Raw genomic sequence first — 18,897 nt, 5'->3', positions numbered from 1 at the left:
ATCAAGCATACTGTTGGCAGAAACTGGACGAGGAGACTTTTGGAGATGATGACCATGAGCGACATCAGTTTACGACAGGATATTCTCGACGAACTCGAGTATGAGCCCAGCGTCGACGCTGCAAACATCGGCGTAACGGTAGAGAACGGCATCGTGACCCTGACCGGTCATGTCCACAGCTTTGCCGAAAAGCACACCGCCGAGCAGGCTGCTCGACGCATCAAAGGTGTCCGGGCGATCGCGGAGGAAATCGCCGTGCGGTTGCCCGCGCACAAGAAGACTGCCGATGACGAGATCGCAAGCCGTGTCTTGAAGATCCTCGATTGGGGTGCGGCTATTTCCGATCCGAGCGATATTCAGGTGAAGGTGGAGAACGGGTTCGTTACGCTCGCCGGCACTGTCGATTTCTACTTTCAACGCTCGGCGGCCGAACATTCGGTTCGCCAACTCTCCGGTGTAACGGGCATCGACAACCAGTTGAGGATCCGGCCACGGATGGATGTCGTCGACATCCGCCACGGCATCAAGCAAGCCTTGAGGCGGAATGCCGAAATCGAGGCCGAGGACATCGAGGTCGAAGTTTCTGGCAGCCATGTGACCTTGCGCGGGAAAGTGCAAAGCTCGCGAGAGCGTATCACCGCCGAGCAGGCTGCCTGGTCTGCAAAAGGGGTGAGCGGGGTTACGGATTATCTGACAGTTTCGGACAAATAGGCACCCTGCGTGGTTTACTACAAGGTGCCCGTGATGTCCGATCCGATGCTCCCCAGCCTCGCTCGGCAAAAAGAGGAAAATAGCGGCTATGCGGGGCTGACCGGCGACGAGGCCCATAGCCGGTTGGCCAAGTGTGGCTCAAACACCCTGCCCGAACCAAGGGCAGGGACGGTGGTCGAAACATTCGTGCGCCAATTCAGGAGCCCACTGATCTATATTCTGCTGGCCGCGGTGCTCGTGTCGCTTCTAATGGGTGATGTGAAGGATGCCTTCTTCATTGCGGTCGTCCTTGTTGCAAATGCCATCGTCGGAACCATTCAGGAACACAGTGCCGGCCAGGCGGCATCGGCGTTGCGCAAACTCGAGCAGCCAAAAGCCAATGTTGTGCGAGACGGGCAGTTGGTCGAGCTTGACGCACGACTGATCGTGCCTGGTGACCTTGTGGCTCTGGAATCCGGTGGACGCGTGCCGGCAGACATGCGGCTGACCGCGGTTGACGGACTCTTTTGCGATGAGTCTCTGCTAACGGGCGAGTCCGCGCCGGTTGCAAAGTCACCAACCCCGGTTTCCGTCACAGGCGATGAACAACGACGCTACATGGCATACGCCGGTACTCTCGTCACACGCGGCCGCGCGCGTGGTATCGTCGACGCGACGGGAAAAAACAGCGAAATAGGCAGGATAGCAAGCGACATCGGGATGGCGCCCCTTGCCAGATCGCCGTTGCTGATCCGATTGGAGGGCTTTTCAAAACTCATTGCCCTGGTCGTCGCAACCGTCGTGGTCTTGTTGATACTTGTCGGGGTCGCCCGCGACTTGCCCGCGACCGACCTTTTCATGATGGCGGTCGGGCTGGCCGTGAGCGCCATCCCCGAGGGTCTACCGATCGCGATCTCGGTCGCCTTGGCGATCAGTATGCGTCGAATGGCCAGGAAACATGTCATCGTTCGCCGCATGCCCGCTGTCGAAGCGCTCGGATCATGCACGGTAATCGCAACCGACAAGACCGGCACTTTGACGCTGAATGAGTTGACGGTCACTGACATTCGCTTACCCGATGGAACGGACCTTTTCTGCGACACGCATGCCGATATCGAGTCCTGCCACATCCGCGGAAAGGACGCGTCCCCCGACCAGGCACGTGATCGTGCGGCCGCCCTTCTGCGGGCCGCCTCTCTACCCAATGAAGGATCGCTCGTAAGGGGTGAAGATGGGTGGACCAGTGTTGGCGACACGGTCGATGTCGCGCTCCTGGCCGCCGCCCACAAGGCGGGCCTGCCGAGAGAGTCGATTGAGGATGACTATCCTCTGATTGCCCGAATCCCCTACGAGCCGGAGATCAAATATGCCGCATCGTTTCATCGACATGGCGATGCGGTGCGCATCTTCGTGAAGGGGGCAGCCGAATCCCTCACCGCAATGTCGGACCGAATGGAGATAAACGGCCGGGCGATAACGATCGACCGCGACAGGCTCGTGCGTCAGAAGGAGGAGATGGCTGCCCGAGGTTTGCGCGTGCTGGCGTTTGCGGAAGGTGAAACGATGATCGAGGACGATGGCGGGTGTGGCCGGCACCTTCTCGTCGACCTCGTTTTTCTCGGCCTCGTCGGCATGCGGGATCCAATCAGACCAGAAGTGCCCGAAGCGATCCGCGACTGTCACGCGGCTGGTGTTCAGGTAATCATGCTTACCGGCGACGATCCAAAGACCGCCGCGGCGATCGCGGCTGATGCGGGCCTCGACTTCACGATCGACCAGGTCGTCACTGGCGAAGAGGTGAGCCGGGCCGAAGCGCAGGGGCAAGCAAGCCTTGACGCGCTCGCCCGCCGGGGGCGCATCTATGCACGCATCGCCCCATCGCAAAAACTGGCGCTCGCTCTCGCGCTTTCGCGCAACGGACACTTCGTCGCCGTTACGGGTGACGGGGTTAACGATGCGCCTGCCCTAAAACACGCGCACATCGGAGCGGCGATGGGCCGCAAGGGAACGGACGTCGCCAAGGAGAGCGCCGATATTATCATTACAGACGACAATTTTGCGTCAATCGTCAGTGCCATCAAGGAAGGTCGCGTCGCCTACGCCAACATTCGTAAGGTCATCTTCATGCTCGTCTCCACGGGATCAGCGGAACTTGTGTTGTTTCTTTTTGCCGCCACCCTCGCACTGCCAATGCCGCTTCTACCCGTGCAACTCCTGTGGCTCAATCTTGTCACCAACGGCATCCAGGATGTCGCTCTTGCAAGCGAGGGGCCCGAGGGCGATGAACTCTCCCGTGCGCCGCGCAGGCCGAATGAACCGATCTTCGATCGGGTGATGATCCGCAGCCTCTGCCAAACGACGCTCGTTATGGGAGGCGGAGGTATCGCGATGTTCTATCTCGCTCTAAGACGGGGCTACAGTGAAAGCGATGCCCGCAACATGCTCTTGCTGCTGCTTGTTCTGTTCGAAAATTTCCAGACTTTTGCAAGTCGCTCGGAGCGGAAGTCCATTCTCGCGCTCGGCATGTTTGGCAATCCGCTCCTGGTCTTTTGCATTGCCGCAGCCTTGGGCCTCCACATCACCGCAATGTACGTTCCGCTCCTCAGCGATACCCTTCAGGTTTCAGCGATGAAACCGGCCGAATGGGCAATGCTTTTGGTTGCTACCTCTTCTGTCCTCTTCATCATGGAATTCGACAAGTGGCGGCTGCGTGGCAAATCTACTGCATAGTCATGACGTAGGTGCTTACGCCGGATGCAGCAGCAGCGAGCGAGACGAGGCCGAGTGGCACCCAGTATCCTGCTGTTCCGGACAGGATCGCCACGAATATTCGTCCCCCCGCATTGACGAGCGCGGCTGCCAGAACCGCGGCGCCGACAGTTGGCAAAGGCATCGCTCCGCCAACGGAGCGTAAGGCGGTCAGTACGGCGACGTCGACGTCGAAGATGCCAGATGCGGCCGAAATGCCAATCAAGCTGTTGTTTCCAATCCTCGCCACCACTGCAGCGCCAAGGGTGGCCGTGGCGGCAAATAGACTGGCAAAGACAAGGAGCGGCATAAGTTCAAAGGGATTTCGTGCTTCGACGTCTTGGCCTGCACCGGACGCCCTCTTGGCCATCAAGAGGCTTCCGCACGCGACGAATACGACGGCTGCCGTCAGCAGCGGCGCCAAAACGAGCGGAAGAAGCCGGGGGGACAGTGCAAGGACAATGACGAGTACGCGCAGCAGTGAAATAGCCGCAGCGACACTTGCTGCCCCTGCCAGCGGCCGAGCCGGCTCCCCAGCACGTACCTTTTGTCCAAAGCTTGCCGTGACTGCAGTGGACGAGACGATTGCGCCCGTAAGACCGCTGACAAGAAGCCCGCGCGTTGAGCCCAGCAGGCGTGTTGCCACATATCCGGCAAATGAGATGGTCGCACTCAGCACGGTGAGAAACCACACCTCGCGGGGATTGAAGCCGCCCCAAGGGTCGATCGTCCGGTTCGGCAGAAGCGGCAGTACGATGGCGGTCATCACCGCAAGCACGAGAGCGGAACGCAGTTCCGGCCAGGTTAGCCGCTTGAGGAGATTGTGAAGAAGTTCTCTGCTGGCAAGAACTGCTGCCAGAGCCGCGCCGCCTGCAGCGGCAGCCTTGTAGTCGCCCGCAACCGCCAGCCCGCCCAGCGAAAAAACGCACAATCCGGCTACCACGCTGGTCACGCTGAAATCCTCATCGCGCTGAGCCTCACGTAACTTGAACCAGGTCAAGCTCATCGTGAACCCCAGCAAACCCGCAGCAAAAACGAACTCGTTCTGCTGGGCTTCCGACACGGCAGCCACGATACCGCCAAGCAGGCCTGAAATCCCGAAGGTCCGAATGCCGGCGGTTCGGCTGCCTTCCGGCGCATCCCTCTCGCGCCATCCCCGCTCCAACCCGACGAGAAGGCCAACTGCAAGTGCGAGCCCCAGGCTAAGGATAAGCGGTTCCATTTGCATTGCTCCCAAGGGTCGTACACGCGCTGAGACCTACCCATTTCATTTCTGGCCAGTTAACTTCGATCCTGTCTTTGACGACGATCAATGCGTGCGGATTGACAATGCATGAGGCTGCGCTGAGAGGAGTTTTCCATGGATGACCATATCCTTGTCGCAACCGATGGATCCGACGGAGCGCGCGGCGCGGTCGCGATGGCCGCAAAGCTTGCCAAGGCGATTGGCGCTCCCCTGACCGTTCTCCATGTCGTTCCACCTGGTTTTGCAAGCGCAGCGAACGGACTTCCCGGCTCCGGGCGCGTCTTTCCCATCGGCAACATGATCCCGGGCATGTCGAGGCCGGCAGAACTCTCCCGCACCCCCGGCGATGGCATCGATGAGAGTGCCCTGGCGTTCGGCAAGACAATTGTGGAGGAAGCTCGAAACGAGGCACGCCGGCTCGGTGTCGAGTATGTCTCTGCGCGACTGGACATGGGCGACTGCGCCGAAACCGTTCTCGAGACTGCAAGGGAGATCAGCGCAAGCTTGATCGTCGTTGGAAGCCGGGGCCTTGGACACTTGAAGGGGATGCTTCTCGGGAGCGTGTCGAAGAAGGTGGCGCATGGCGCGCACTGTTCGGTGCTTATCGTACGCTGAGGCTTGCAAAGAAGAGCGGTTGGGCTGGTGCGCAAGGGGCTCCGCGAGCTTGACCGCAATGACGATTTGAGGAACTGGCTCTTGAGCGCGCAGCACACGTTTGCCCTTCGATGGCAAGAAGAAGTATGGCCGAGACGTGCGCTTCTCGCGGTGAGCGCGGCCTCCCTCGCTGTGGGTGCGCTCACATGGTTGGCGAACCGTCCGGACCTCAGCTTGTGGATATGGGGAGTGGGAACGGCAATTATCCTTGCAAGCCTGGTCACGGAGATTGGGACAATCCTGGCAAGGGGAGAATTTGGCCTGGATTTGATCGCAGCTCTGGCCATGAGTGGCGCGCTTCTGCTGGGGGAGCATTTCGCCGGAATCATCGTCGCAATGATGTATGCCGGTGGAGAAGCGCTTGAGGACTTTGCCCAACGGCGAGCACGCCATGAACTCACGGTATTGCTAGGCCGGGTACCGCGCACCGCGGCGCGTTTCACGGGCAAGCAATTCGAAGAAGTCGCGATCGACGTCATCGAGCCTGGTGACCGGATTTTCGTGCGCAGTGGCGAGGTCCTGCCAGTTGATGGTCGCTTGGCAGGCAGCTCGGCTGTGCTCGACGAGTCCGCCCTGACCGGCGAGGCCCTGCCGGTCCTCCACCGATCCGGCGAGTACTTGATGAGCGGCTCCATCAATCCGGGGGATCCGTTCGAGATGGTCGCCTCGCGCGTTGCGAACGAGAGCACCTAAGGTATTGCAAGATTGGTCGAGGCTGCGAAAAACGCCAAGGCGCCAATGTCTCGTCTCGCGGACCGATATGCGCTCGGCTTTCTCGCGGTGACGCTTCTTCTGGCAGCGATCGCTTGGGTACTTTCAGGACAGGCGACAAGGGCACTGGCGGTGCTGGTGGTTGCCACCCCCTGCCCACTCATTCTCGCAGTGCCCGTCGCCCTCATCTCCGGCGTGTCTCGCTGCGCGGGCAAAGGCATCCTCGTGAAGGGCGGCGGCGCCCTCGAAATGCTTGCGCGCGCGAAGACCGTGATGCTCGACAAGACAGGGACGGTAACAGACGGCCGGGCCCAGCTCTTGGAGACAAAGGTTCGCAACGACCTTGCCGCGCAAGAGGTTCTACGGTTGGCAGCCTCGATCGACCAGGCGTCCCGTCACGTTGTCGCCTGTGCCGTTGTCCTGCCGCCCGCGAGCGCGGGCTCACCCTTCTATCGCCATCCGAACTGCGGGAGTTTTCCGGCTCCGGCATCACAGGCCGGATCAAGGGGCGGCAGATAGCCGTCGGCGGATGGGACTTCATCCGTCCCATCATCGATGACACCGATTTCTCGCGTGAAATCGAGATCTGGATCAGGAGGGAGGGCACGGTCGCCGTCGCAGTGGCGGAGGACGGCATTCTTGCAGGGGCATTCCTCCTCGCCGATGAAGTCAGGCAAGAAACCGGCACGGTTCTCAGGCAGTTGCGCGAAGCCGGCATTGGACGAATTGTACTCGCCACCGGCGACCGGGCTGCATCGCTAAAAGTCTGGCCGCGTTTCTGGGCATCGACAACATCGTCGCGGAAATGAAGCCGGAAGATAAGGCGCATTTAGTTGAGACGGAGAGGAGGACCGGGCTAGTCATTATGGTGGGCGACGGCATCAACGACGCGCCCGCCCTCGCCGCAGCCGATGTCGGGGTCGCAATGGGCGCCCGGGACGCCGCAGCGTCGACGGAAGCGGCCGATGTCGTCATTCTGGTTGACCGATTGGATCGTCTTGTCAGTGCGGTCCATATAGCAAAACGATCCCGGCGCATTGCCCTTCAGAGTGTCTATGTCGGGATGGGGTTGTCAGTTACCGGGATGGTTGCTGCCGCGCTCGGTTATCTCGCGCCGGTCGACGGAGCCCTTGTTCAGGAGGCGATTGACGTCGTCGCCATTCTTAACGGCCTGCGTGCGCTCGCTCACCCGGTTCGCCGATGGGGTCGAGTTAATCAACTGTCACAACAAGAGCTCGGAAGCAGAACACCGTAACCTCATGTCCGTCGTCGACGAGATCAGGCACACGACCGAACGGATACAGCATCTGCCTGAACCGGAAGCCCGCGAGCGCCTGGCCGATTTGGATGCGTTGTTGCGCGAGCGACTTCTTCCCCACGAGCGCCAAGACGACTGCGTATTGTATCCGTTGCTTCGCCGGCGACTCGGCGCATCGCATGCCCTCGCCGGCATGAGCCGCACCCACATGGAAATTCAGCGCCAGGTACATCTTCTGACCTCCCTTCGCCGGGCGATCAACATTGCTGGTCCAAGCCCGAAGCAACTCTATGAGATCCAACGGCTGCTTCATGGGCTCGAAGCGGTCGTGAGACTGAACTTTGCCCAGGAACAGGAAATCTACCGTGCCCTTGAAGGCGATTAACGAGAGGAAGCCCAACCGGCGAGGCTATCAGGACCGGTTGAGTGCGCCTTTGATCTCTTCCATGCGGCGATCGAGGGTATTGTGTCCGGCTTGCATGATATCGATATCGAACAGGTGGCCGACAACCGCCAGTTCTTTCATGAGATCACCAATAATGAGGTCGATACGTCTCGTAGCTCCTGCTCCCACCAATGACCGGTCAACAGGATGATCAGTTCTGTGCTCAAGCGCGCGGTTGAGTTCCAGGGCCGCAGCCAGAAACCTCTTTTGACATTCCGCAATGTTGGTCACCGATGCGGCACCACCGCACGCCACGGTCAGCCGAACAGCCTTGTTCTGAAATTCGCTCATGCTTCGATCTCCGATTGGGTAGGCTAAAACGTGACAAATGAAACTAGACTGAGGGCCTCGATCTTCCGCGAGTCATACCTTCAATTGCGAACACCGAAGCAATCGAACGCGAGGTTGGCGATCCTAGGAAAAAGCCAGAGCATCGCGCTGGTGCCGACTGCGTAGGCCAGTACCCGGCGGGCAAGACCGGGTTGAAGACCTGACGACCGCGAGTGCCGCCCAAAGGCGCGGCAACGAAGAGGTTCTGCCGGCTTCGATGCCGATGTTGAAGGTCAAGAGGCTCAGCTGCACATCCGATTTCGGTAGGGCCGATTTCCTGCAGCGCGCCGGAGAAGCCGAAGCCGTGCAGCAGGCAGAAGGCGAAGGAAACAACCCAAGGATAGGCTTCGCGGAGGCGCATTCGTTCGTTTGCCTTCAGCACTTCGTCGAGGGTGGTGCAGCTCGACCTTCGAGGCAATGACGACATTTGTTTTTCATCGCTGTCCCCTCCGTGCGGCAAGGCAGCTCCGCGATACACCCACTACCTGCTCTCAGCAATCACATACTCTGGCAAGCTCCTCTTTGACGTAGGTCAAAATCACGCCGGCAGGCCCAATGTGCCGGCTAGTTGTCGTTTTGTGAACCTCAGAACAGAGAGGCTCGACGTTTCGGCTTGCGTCGGGCCCCACCGGCCACTGGGGAAAAGGTGATGGTAGTTGCGGCGACAAACCCAACCCCGCAACCTTCGCTGTTGTGTTCGTCGGGCACATCTCGCCGCAAGTTGCGCCCTTCACGCAATCGGTTCCGCCAAGCTAATATGTGGGCGGCGACCGCTCTAGCCAGCTGGCTGCGAAGTGAGCCCTGCGAAAGATATGTTCATGTGGAAGTTTCAACAAGCATTTCGCTCTGATCCACACCGGTCTGACCCGGCGGGTTCCGCAGTCGAAAGAGCGTTCTGGGAATCGGAGAACGAAGCCGAATACACGATCGGATGGGTTCGGATCACAGTGGGTCTTGCCTTGTTTTTGAGTGGCTTCCTAGTCTCCTCTGAAACCGCCGGCTTCGCTCAAGAGTACAACTTGACGCAACTACGCGTAACGGCTCTGACTACGGTTGCGGCCTTTCTGACCCTCGGCATCACTTCATTCCTGCTTGTGATCAGACGTCACTTCAGGCCCTGGATGGCCTTTGCCCTCGTTACCGGCGACGCATTGATTATAGGAGCCAGTCTCTATTTTGCCCTGAACGACATCGGCCTGGCGGGCAACTGGGTGGTGACCATACCAACTATCTGGGCCGTGCCCCTGCTCCTCGCGGTCGGCGCGCTTCGATACAGGCCAATCGTTCAACTGTGGGCCACAGCGGCAACAATGATCGCGGTCGTCGGCGTTGCAGCTGGGCTTGGCTTTAGCCCGACAGGCGATGCGAACCCCGCTGAGACACAGGGAGTAAGCCGCCTTCTTTCGCTTCCTCCCTATATCATGCGGACCATTATGCTGTTGCTGATGGGTCTTGTAACGGCGCTGGCAATGGCGCGTTCTCGCCGCCTTCTGATACGTATTGCGCGCGAGACAGCCAAGCGCGCAAACCTTGCCCGCTTCCTGCCAGCAGAAATCGTGCCATTAGTGGGGGACAATGATGTTGTTACGTGGCGGCAAGGCCGCCGCCAGCAGGGCGCGATTTTGTTTGTCGATATACGCGGGTTCACCGCTTACGCAGAAAAACTGGATCCCGCGAGACTGTCCGTCTTTATCTCTTCCTTTCGGCGACGAGTCATGCGTGCAACCGAGGCCTCAGAAGGTGTGATCGACAAATTCATAGGTGACGGCGCTCTAATAGTCTTCGGCATTCCAGAGCCACGGGAGGATGATTGCGCTCGTGCCATAGCGTGCGCGCATCGGATTCTTTCGCTCGTCGACCAATGGAACATCAAGCGCGGATTCGATCCGCCGATCCGCGTCGGGATAGGCATCCACAGCGGCGAGATGTATTACGGACTTGTCGGTGACGAACATCGCCTTGAGTTCACGGTGCTTGGCGACACAGTCAATGTCGCTGCGAAGATAGAACAGGCTACCAAACGTTTCGATGCCACGCTGCTTGCCTCCGAGACGGTCGTGATGCAGGCAGGACAACAACGCGCCTGGGTCGCGGTAAGCCGAGAGCCATTGGGCGGACGTGGCGAGCATGTGGCACTTTATGCGTTCTCGGGGACCAAGCCACACGAATGAAGCGCTAAGGTAACTAGCTTGCAAAAGGTTAATGGTGGCAATACCTTGCTGCTCAATCCCATGTTGCGAGACGTTTCGTTCCCGACGGCGGCGCCCCCGATTTGCGTCGGAAGCATTTGGCTCACACACGATCGCCTGATTGAGACGGGATATGGGCAGGCTTGGCCGCGGCCGCGCTTCAGTTAGCGTTACATGTTCAGGCGCGGAGACGAGCCGGGTGGTCGGCGTAGCTGCCACTACGATTAGGACGCACAGAAGCGGTGACTTATAGGCTGCCCACGCTCACCCCGGGACATTCGAAAGCCCAAACGGTATCAATGGAACATGCAAGGCCAACTCGCCGGCGCGAAAAGGCCGTGCGGCAGTTTCGTGGAGGCGTCGCCGCAAGCTATGTCGATTTGAGATTGCCGCAAACCGGTTGCTCGTGACAAATCGCTTCCCTCAATTCGCGTCAGGAAGAGAACAGCACGGTCGAATGCTGTCGATCCCGCGAACGATGTGCCGGTAAAGTCGACCCGAGACAGGTTTGCGAGCGAAAATCGAACGTTTTCGAGTTTCGCGCCGGTGAATCTGGCGCGGCCAAGCTCCGCTTTCTCGAAGTCGACATCGATCAGCCGCGCGAGGCTGAAATCAGCGCGCTGCAATTCGGAGCTGGTAAATGAGGTACGTTCAGCTGAAAAGCGAACGAAGCTCGCGCGGTGCCCTTCCACGCGCGTAAAGTTTGCTGTCTTCGCGGTGGCCCCGGCGAGCGAAGCTCGCACGAGCTTCGCCTTCTCAAGATTGGCTCTGGTTAAGTTGGCACCACGAAGATCGGTCAGGCTAAAATCAGTGCCTGATAGGTTTGCGCCCTCCAGATCGGCTCCTTCGAGCATGAGGTGGCTCTTATTGCAGCCGCTCCAGTTCAAACCGGGCATCGGCCAGCTCTTGCAGTGCGAGGCCTGTGCAGAGTCCCTGGAAACAAGAGCCACCATTACCATGCCGAGCATCAAGGTGAGTGACATTGGCATCAAGCCCCGGCGCGTTCGGAAGATGCGCTCCGACGTTATTCCGACGCAACGGGTGGGCGTGGATTCGATCTTAAAGTCATTGTATCGCATCACGATTCCAATCCCGTGACTCTTGCCACATCCCGCGCCCTTCAATCGACCGGATAATTCAAAACCGATTTTGCTTCTTATTGTTACCGAGCTTCGTTCGCTCAGACATTGACGCGGATCAATGGGCCCGATCGGCCATGAGCGCGAGCGCCGCCCCCGGTGCAATGCGCACGCTTCATCCGATCTTTGACCCGCGTCAAAGCAGGTTCGCGGAGGCACGTGCACAATTGCCAATGTTCGCGGCAGATAACGAACCTTGCGGAGGAGAGAATCGATGAAGGCGCTCGTCTATGAAGGACCGGGACTCAAGTCGCTGACGGAGCGCCCGATACCCGCGATCGCTGCGACGACCGACGCCATCGTCAAGATCACGAGGACCACGATCTGCGGGACCGATCTGCATATCCTCAAGGGTGACGTTCCAACCTGCACAGCCGGTCGTATCCTCGGCCATGAGGGCGTGGGCATCGTGGTGGAAACGGGAACTGGGGTGACCCAGTTCGCAAAAGGCGACCACGTCCTGATTTCCTGCATCTCGTCCTGCGGCAAGTGCAGCAATTGCCGGCGCGGAATGTACTCTCACTGCACCACCGGTGGTTGGATTCTCGGCAACACGATCGATGGCACACAGGCCGAGTATGTCCGCATCCCCCATGCCGACACTAGTCTCTACCCGATCCCGCAAGGCGCAGATGAAGAGGCGCTCGTCATGCTGAGCGACATCCTTCCGACGGGCTTTGAATGCGGCGTGCTGAACGGCAAGGTGCAGCCTGGCGGGTCAGTTGCCATCGTCGGTTCCGGCCCAATCGGACTGGCCGCGTTGCTGACGGCGCAGCTCTACTCTCCAGCCGACCTCATCATGATTGATCTCGACGAGAACCGGCTCAACGTGGCGAAACGTTTCGGTGCGACGCAGACGATCCAGGCGGGCGGCGGGGACGCCTCTCGACAGGTGCTGGCACAGACTGGAGGCAAGGGCGTCGACACCGCGATTGAGGCGGTTGGGATCCCCGCCACCTTCGAGCTGTGTCAGGAGATCGTCGCGCCTGGCGGCGTAATCGCCAACATCGGCGTCCACGGCGTCAAGGCCGACCTGCATCTGGAAAAGCTATGGTCGCGCAACATTGCCATCACCACACGGCTGGTGGATGCGGTAACGACACCGTTGCTGCTAAAGACCGTGCAATCGGGAAAAATAGACCCAAAAAAACTGATCACGCATCGTTTCAACCTCAGGCAGATTGCTGATGCCTATGAGACTTTTGCCAACGCTGCGAGCACGAAAGCTTTGAAAGTGATAATCGAGACGGACGCTGCGCAACCTCTTCGCGCGCGCGACGCCACAGAACCGCGCACCGAGGCCTCATCCTCAACCGACGTCTGGAGCTGCAATCTACTCACGCGCAGCGGTCTTGTCCTTCACCTTCGTTCCGTCCGTCCGGAAGACGATGTACTCCTGGCAGATTTCTTCACCCATGTAACTCCGCAAGACATGCGCTTCCGCTTTCTGGGCGGAATTCGAGAAGTTAGCCGCGAGCGTCTTCTCTCTATGACTAAGGTCGATCACCGCTCGACCGAGAACTTTCTCGCTTTTGGCGAGGATAGTGAGATGATCATCGCCACCGCCATTGTAGCGTGTGACGCGTCGACGGAGAGAGCGGAAGTCGCGATCTCCGTACGTGCCGAACACAAACACAAGGGTGTCGCCTGGGAATTGCTGCGCCATGTCGCCCGCTTTGCGGAAGCCGCGGGCGCCAAGTCCCTCGAATCGCTCGAAAGCCGCGCAAACCATGAGGCAATCGAAGTGGAGAGGGAACAGGGTTTCGTTGCAGTTCCCTATGCGGATGATCCGACCCTCATCCTCATCCGCAAGGATCTGCGTCAACGCTAAAGCACAGACCAAGCAATTGGCGGACGCCAGCGATTTTGGGCAAAGGTTCGGGAGCCTACTACCTCGGCCGTCTAAGTGACGTTACCACCCGTTCCGATATGCTGTCGGCTCTTAAACTCTCAGACACAGCGCTTGCAGAAGAACTCCCCAGCCCGGCGCTTACAAGAAGAGGCTTCTGCCCCACACGGCGATAGCGCACGATGCCTTGGTCGCCATAAAGCGCTTTCGGGCTTGAGGCAGGATTCGGTGCAAGCTGGACATTCACCAAAGATCTCTGGTCCGACGCAAGTTTGCGCAGCATCAAATCCCAGCGACCCTTCAGCTGATAAAATAACTATGGGAATGACCAGTTTAGACGCCCCCAGCTCATGGCAAACTTCATCCCCGAGTGAGCGGTTGCGATTCTGCTTGGATGTCCTTGGGTGCGAAGCGGGCCGCCGTGACCTTAGAGGAACGAAATTATGCGGGTCAAGGAACGCAAAACGATCATTGTACTTGGCGATCAGAAGCGGGGCGCCTACATCGCGATGCGACTTGGGGGCTCCGATGTCAACATTATTATCCCGTTTAAAGGCAACACGACGGCCGTGAACGAGGTCATCAGCGGCATTGAAGCAAGCGGAGGAATAGCTATCGCATTGTTTGCAGACATTTTCGATGTTTCACACTTGGAGACCTTGTGCAACACAGCAACCCGGGTTTTTGGGAAGGTGGATGCGGTAGTATGCTCCGTGCCTTCTACAGAAGTAACGGCAACATCTTCGCACATGGCAATACGCGATATCTCTGTGATTATGAAGCGCATGTACGGAGTGCTTCGCAAACAAAGCATTCTTGCCAATCGCGTTGAAATCGCAGCCCCAATCAAACCGGGTGATGCGGCAGAAACGGCGACCAGCACCGCGTTCTTTGACCAAGATAATGTTTTCGCCCGGTGACACGGGCGAAACGTGCTTCGATTGACGCCTCGAACGTGGGCAGACTGGAACGATCAATCACCCAATGGTTGGAAAGCCATGCAAAAAAGCTGCGGAATCCCCCTCTCGGAGATGCCACCCACCAGGACGCACGGCACCTCTTGAGGTTGGCCGTGACCCGATCCGGCGTCGTTCTGGGGCTATAGGAGCCGTACGACGGGATGCGGCACCCGGAAGCCCTGTCACGCTCGGCTTCCGGGACAATGCCAATGATCCTTAACCGGAGAATGTTCGATGACAACATGGCTGCGGACAATCACTGCGAAGCTTGCGATATCAAGCACCCACAAGACTTGCTCGTCTAGAGCGTTCTGTAGGCCGCACGATTCTCGTTTTCCAAACGGTCTAATCACCACGCTGCTGCTGTTGTTGGTGGTCTGTCCAGTTCAGTCTTTCGCACAAGCGCCGGTTAGTGCAGCGATGCCTGAGGCCGAGTTCGGCGCGCGAAAAGTCTTCTTCATGCTTTTTCTGATGCTGGGTCCGATCAAGATCTTGATGCCGTTTATGGCAATAACCAAATATTGGGATCCTACGGTTCGACGTCAGGTCGCTCAAAGAGCAATATTTTTTTCGGCCGGCGCCCTGGCGGTAGCTGGCCTTCTTGGGCGGACGATGCTCGAGAACTTTGAAATTTCACTACCGGTGCTGGCCATGACTGGAGGCATTGTCCTTTTTCTGGTGGCGCTGCGAACCATACTGCAGCAATCAGCAAATCTAACGGATCACACTTCGGCACCCGACCGTGCGCCAGATCTGAAACTGGCCTTTTCGCCACTGGCTTTTCCAACGATCGTCACACCTTACGGGATCGCAGCGGTCATCGTCTTTGCGACGCTCGCAGGCAATCGCCAAACCGAGGGCCTCACCGTGACCGCCATCGTACTGTTGATACTCGGGCTCGATTGGCTCGCGATGCTATTCGCAGATTTCATACTAAAATGGGTCGGAACTTCGCTTCAGGTCTTGGCTGTGGTGCTTGGCGTCACCCAAGCAGCCCTCGGTCTTCAGATCATTTTACACAGCTTTAGAATGTTGGAGTGGTAAGAATTCACTAGTAGCGACGGCTTTGAGCCGTCCTCGCCGCAGGCATTCACGACTCCGCTGAGCCACCGAGCCCTTGCGTGTCGGCGATACGTGCCAAGGCAGCGTCCTCGGGCAATAGGTATGCCTTGTCGATCATCCGATTGAGCAGATCGCGTTCAGCCCGCAACGCTTGTTTCCGGCTCTCGGGCAACACGTCTTCGAGATTGTCGATCATGGCACGAAGCCTCCGCGCAATCTGAAGATTATCGGCTCCATAGATCCTAATTTCGCGACACGTGAGCTGTACGAAGTCTTCCCAGTCCGGTGTTGGGTACACGACACGCAAACGCCCGCCGTCATCGCAAAGACGCTCATTACGCAGATCCCGCCCCCCGACGCTCCCCAATAGCCTATGCAATTGGTCGATTGCCAGCACGGCTGTCGTTGCGTCGTTGATCGCCTTTGAAAGCGCCTTCGTAGCGATATCGACGATCACCCTGAAGGCGAAAGTCGGGTCCTGCTCGATGGTTCGCTCACGCCCAAATGCGACGGTACCGCATAACTCATGGACGGGGATCTGCCCGGCGCCACCATAGAGTCGGAACAACGGTTGGCCATAGGCAACAAAGTCACCGACACGTGCCGCAAGCTCAATTACACCGTCTGCCCGGATTGCTCGGTTCAGCAAGTATTTGACGTCCACTGCAAGGATGATATCTGACGAACCAGAATGCAAGACGAGCCTGTCCGGCTTTCCAAATGTGTCACGGGCCTGATGCTGCCCGTCGGTTTCCTTCCAGCTCTCCGGATATACACCTTCAATGACGGCGAAACCTTGCTCGGCGACATTATGGATGATGCTGACGGGGCGCAACAAACGAGCAGAATAATCGATCAAGTAAAGAAATGCTGCCAGCGACAGAACGCCAAGGGCTGCCGAGATCCATATTATAGAGGCCGGAGCCGACGTATTCACGCGGCTTATGGCGCCGATGGCAAACAGCAGCGTAAAGATGAACAAGCCCACGGTAAACCGGATAACATTATCTCGCAGCAGCGTGGTCGCGATGATCCGCGGCGTTAGCTGTCCGCTGGCTATTTGTATCGCCACAAGCAGTGAGCCGAATGTGAAAACGAGAAACGAAAGCGCCAGGCTTACAATCGCCTGCATTGCAGCAACCGTGCCATCGACCCCCAAGGGCCAAGGCGGGATCCACGGTATCCATTTCTCGGAAGTGAGAACTGCGCGAAAAAAGGCCTGCTGCGCGATGAGCGCAAAAAATGGGATGATCCACAAGGAGGCACGCATGTAGCTCTTGAGAGCATATAACTTGTTCCAGCTCATCTTTTGACATGGCCTCCCTTGGACCGACGAGCCTCCGGCGGCGGTTACGCACGAGATTGACGAACGTACTCAGGCCACGGCTTGGCCCGCCGCCTCGGCAACCTGTGCCGCTTTTGCCGACTGCTGAACCTGATGGGCGGCCGCAGCCGCAGATTCGCCACTTCCTTCCACATGGACCGTAGGCACGGCGATCTTGATGCCATTTTCATCGAAGACCTTCTTGATCATCATGAAAGCGCGCCGCTTGATGGCAAACTGCGCGTTGGGCTTGGTCATGAGTTTGAGCCTCAGGACGATCGCGAAATCCCCGAAGCTATCGACGCCCTGCATTTTCAAGGGCTGCAACGTGTCTGCCGCGAATTCCGGGTCCGCGGCCAATTCCTGACCGATCTTCTTTATGAGCTTGCGAGCCAGCTCGATGTCGGAATCGTAAGTGACGTTGATCGTCATTTTGTCGATCACCCAGTCTCGGCTCATATTCTCGACCGCGCCAAGTTCTCCGAACGGGACGGTGAAGATAGGTCCGCGGTGATGCCTCAAACGTACGGATCGCAGACTAAACGACTCGACAGTTCCCTTGTAGCTGCCGCTTTGGATGTACTCGCCAACGCGGAAGGCGTCGTCCAGCATGTAGAAGACCCCGCTGAGGACGTCCTTTACCAGGGTCTGCGAGCCAAAGCCGATGGCAACACCAAATATGCCGGCGCCGGCAAGCAAGGGCGCAATCTGCACGCCCAAGCCAGACAAGATTGTCAATATGGCGATAACGCCGATCAGGACCGCCAACGTATTGCGAAAAATAGGGAGCAAGGTCCGCAACCTGTTGCTTCGGGTCAGATTGTCTCCGGTATCGCTTGAATGCTCCGCAAGGTCCATGCGGTAGGCGATGAGCGCCTTGGACGACTGCCAAAACAAGTCGGCCACGAGCAGGATGACGATTGCGTTCGATGCGCCATTGACCACAACCTTGCCGATCTCGCTACCGGCCAGAGCTGCCGCACTGAATCGCCAGGCATAGGCAAGCCACGCCACAGCTGCGGCGATCACCAGCGCACGCGCGCCCCTGACGATCACCACGTTCAACAAGACCCCGAAAGCCCCACTCAATTGCGCTCGGCTTGCCAGGGCTTGGGCCAAATTGCCGACGCTGCGGATAACGCCTGGTAAAACCAGGGAATAGATACCCACAAACAGCAGCCCGAGAAGACCACCGACCCACGCAAGCCAGAGTAGGACCATGTATACAGACAGCAGAGATCGCACGATGACGGAGGTAGTCACCCTTGGCCGCCGCCAAACCACCTCGATCCCGATCCCAAGGATGCCTAACCCGAGCACGAATGCGGCAAGCTTTGTAACCTCCGCGGAAAAACCCAAGGAGGACATCACGTTCACAACGACCCAGCCGGCCAATGTCAGACCGGCGACGAGATCGATACGGCGAAGCCAGAACCGAGCTACGGTATCGACTTGAGAGACGGATGACTGATTTTCAGGTTCTTTGTCAACGCCGTCAAAAGCCAGCAGCAATCGGGCGATGCCGTGGATCAATCGAAACATTATGAACGCGACAAGCAGCAGCAGGATCGTCTTGCGAAGCAGGGGGGGCCAATCGAACAACAGGTAAAGAACAATGGTTGCCAGGGAAAAGGTGACCAGAGCGACGGCGTGCGACATCGCCGCCTGTACCGGGTCCACGCTCGACCCGTCTGTGTTGCGGCTGGCGAGCACACTCAAAATTAGCCGCTCGGCGCCAAAGCCGACCGCAAGCAAGGCCACAAAGATGATGAGAACCAGGCCGGGCTTGCCCGCGTTTACGTCACGCACAAATACTGCAGAAGAATTCGCGATCTCGTCTGGCACTCGATCGATTGCGCCGACGACAGCAGCAACTCGGCCCTTAACGGCTGCTCCCCAATCGGAGATCGCGTCCGCTATCGAAGTATCCGCGGCCGGAGCTTGCACAGCGACCTTACCCTCTAGCCACGCCTTGACCTCCGGGTTGTTTGCAAGATCGAGAAACTGTCGCACTTTTTCAGGCGGCAGGTCCGTCACCCCCGCTGATGGACTGGTTGCTCCCAACGATATGTCGGGCATAACTGAAAGGACGACCACCGCAATAAGGGTGATCCAGATACCCCAGGAACACGAAAAACTGGACACACTTGCCTTCATATTCAACGTACCTGAATTGTTGTCGACCCCAGCGGCAGGGCCTGGTTCGTTCCTGAACTGAAACCGCTGGACGGGCATTGGCAGTCGAGATGGACGGCGTGAATTTCGACCTTGTCCGGTTGTGGCGATGAGCTTC

The 18,897-nt window shown here is 58.4% G+C and carries 13 protein-coding genes and 2 pseudogenes; 9 read left to right on the top strand and 6 right to left on the bottom strand.

Annotation, left to right across the window (positions count from 1 at the left end):
* The first annotated feature begins 54 nt into the window (after positions 1-54).
* The gene (locus tag PWG15_RS34810; RefSeq protein WP_275027993.1) at positions 55-711 is read left to right on the top strand and encodes a BON domain-containing protein; all 657 of its coding nucleotides are present in this window, start codon (positions 55-57) and stop codon (positions 709-711) included.
* Between the two features lie 33 nt (positions 712-744).
* Complete coding sequence (locus tag PWG15_RS34805; protein ID WP_275027406.1) at positions 745-3,420, top strand: cation-translocating P-type ATPase; 2,676 nt, start codon at positions 745-747, stop codon at positions 3,418-3,420.
* Here the strand turns inward: PWG15_RS34805 and PWG15_RS34800 are convergent.
* Positions 3,410-4,660 carry an MgtC/SapB family protein gene (locus tag PWG15_RS34800; protein ID WP_275027405.1) on the bottom strand — a complete coding sequence of 417 codons (1,251 nt, stop codon included), beginning with the start codon at positions 4,658-4,660 and terminating at the stop codon, positions 3,410-3,412. The two genes, PWG15_RS34805 and PWG15_RS34800, sit on opposite strands and share 11 nt — an antisense overlap.
* Before the next feature lie 138 nt (positions 4,661-4,798).
* Between PWG15_RS34800 and PWG15_RS34795 the strand changes: the two genes are divergently transcribed.
* Both PWG15_RS34795 and PWG15_RS34790 read left to right on the top strand, forming a co-directional pair.
* Positions 4,799-5,299, top strand: coding sequence for a universal stress protein (locus tag PWG15_RS34795; RefSeq protein ID WP_275027404.1), 501 nt, complete (start codon positions 4,799-4,801; stop codon positions 5,297-5,299).
* An 81-nt stretch (positions 5,300-5,380) separates the two neighbouring features.
* Positions 5,381-7,692 (top strand): annotated as a pseudogene (locus tag PWG15_RS34790) (heavy metal translocating P-type ATPase).
* 27 nt (positions 7,693-7,719) lie between these two features.
* Here PWG15_RS34790 and PWG15_RS34785 read toward each other — a convergent pair.
* On the bottom strand, positions 7,720-8,043 hold the full coding sequence (locus PWG15_RS34785) for a hypothetical protein (protein ID WP_275027402.1): 324 nt from the start codon (positions 8,041-8,043) through the stop codon (positions 7,720-7,722).
* A gap of 43 nt (positions 8,044-8,086) precedes the next feature.
* Entirely contained in the window at positions 8,087-8,443 is a 357-nt protein-coding gene (locus PWG15_RS36625) for a hypothetical protein (RefSeq protein WP_425536857.1), read from the bottom strand.
* 457 nt (positions 8,444-8,900) lie between these two features.
* On the opposite strand from PWG15_RS36625, the gene PWG15_RS34780 reads away from it, so the two are divergent.
* Positions 8,901-10,253, top strand: a complete 1,353-nt coding sequence (locus PWG15_RS34780; protein ID WP_275027401.1) for an adenylate/guanylate cyclase domain-containing protein — start codon at positions 8,901-8,903, stop codon at positions 10,251-10,253.
* A gap of 314 nt (positions 10,254-10,567) precedes the next feature.
* Here the strand turns inward: PWG15_RS34780 and PWG15_RS34775 are convergent, their stop codons facing one another.
* Entirely contained in the window at positions 10,568-11,254 is a 687-nt protein-coding gene (locus PWG15_RS34775) for a pentapeptide repeat-containing protein (RefSeq protein ID WP_275027399.1), read from the bottom strand.
* A gap of 370 nt (positions 11,255-11,624) precedes the next feature.
* On the opposite strand from PWG15_RS34775, the pseudogene PWG15_RS34770 reads away from it, so the two are divergent.
* The 4 genes and pseudogenes from PWG15_RS34770 to PWG15_RS34755 all read left to right on the top strand — a co-directional run.
* A pseudogene (locus PWG15_RS34770) lies at positions 11,625-12,656 on the top strand (zinc-dependent alcohol dehydrogenase family protein); the annotation flags it as partial.
* Between the two features lie 186 nt (positions 12,657-12,842).
* Positions 12,843-13,241, top strand: coding sequence for a GNAT family N-acetyltransferase (locus tag PWG15_RS34765; protein ID WP_342457087.1), 399 nt, complete (start codon positions 12,843-12,845; stop codon positions 13,239-13,241).
* Positions 13,242-13,702: 461 nt separating this feature from the next.
* Entirely contained in the window at positions 13,703-14,179 is a 477-nt protein-coding gene (locus PWG15_RS34760; RefSeq protein ID WP_275027398.1) for a Rossmann-fold NAD(P)-binding domain-containing protein, read from the top strand.
* A gap of 273 nt (positions 14,180-14,452) precedes the next feature.
* Positions 14,453-15,262, top strand: coding sequence for a MarC family protein (locus PWG15_RS34755; RefSeq protein WP_275027397.1), 810 nt, complete (start codon positions 14,453-14,455; stop codon positions 15,260-15,262).
* A gap of 46 nt (positions 15,263-15,308) precedes the next feature.
* On the opposite strand, the gene PWG15_RS34750 is transcribed toward PWG15_RS34755, so the two are convergent.
* Both PWG15_RS34750 and PWG15_RS34745 read right to left on the bottom strand, forming a co-directional pair.
* The gene (locus PWG15_RS34750) at positions 15,309-16,586 is read right to left on the bottom strand and encodes a DUF2254 domain-containing protein (RefSeq protein WP_275027396.1); all 1,278 of its coding nucleotides are present in this window, start codon (positions 16,584-16,586) and stop codon (positions 15,309-15,311) included.
* A gap of 69 nt (positions 16,587-16,655) precedes the next feature.
* Entirely contained in the window at positions 16,656-18,761 is a 2,106-nt protein-coding gene (locus PWG15_RS34745; protein WP_425536842.1) for a mechanosensitive ion channel family protein, read from the bottom strand.
* Positions 18,762-18,897 lie beyond the last annotated feature (136 nt).

Source organism: Ensifer adhaerens (assembly GCF_028993555.1).
Taxonomy (GTDB): domain Bacteria; phylum Pseudomonadota; class Alphaproteobacteria; order Rhizobiales; family Rhizobiaceae; genus Ensifer; species Ensifer adhaerens_I.
This window is presented reverse-complemented; position numbering and strand designations above follow the sequence as displayed.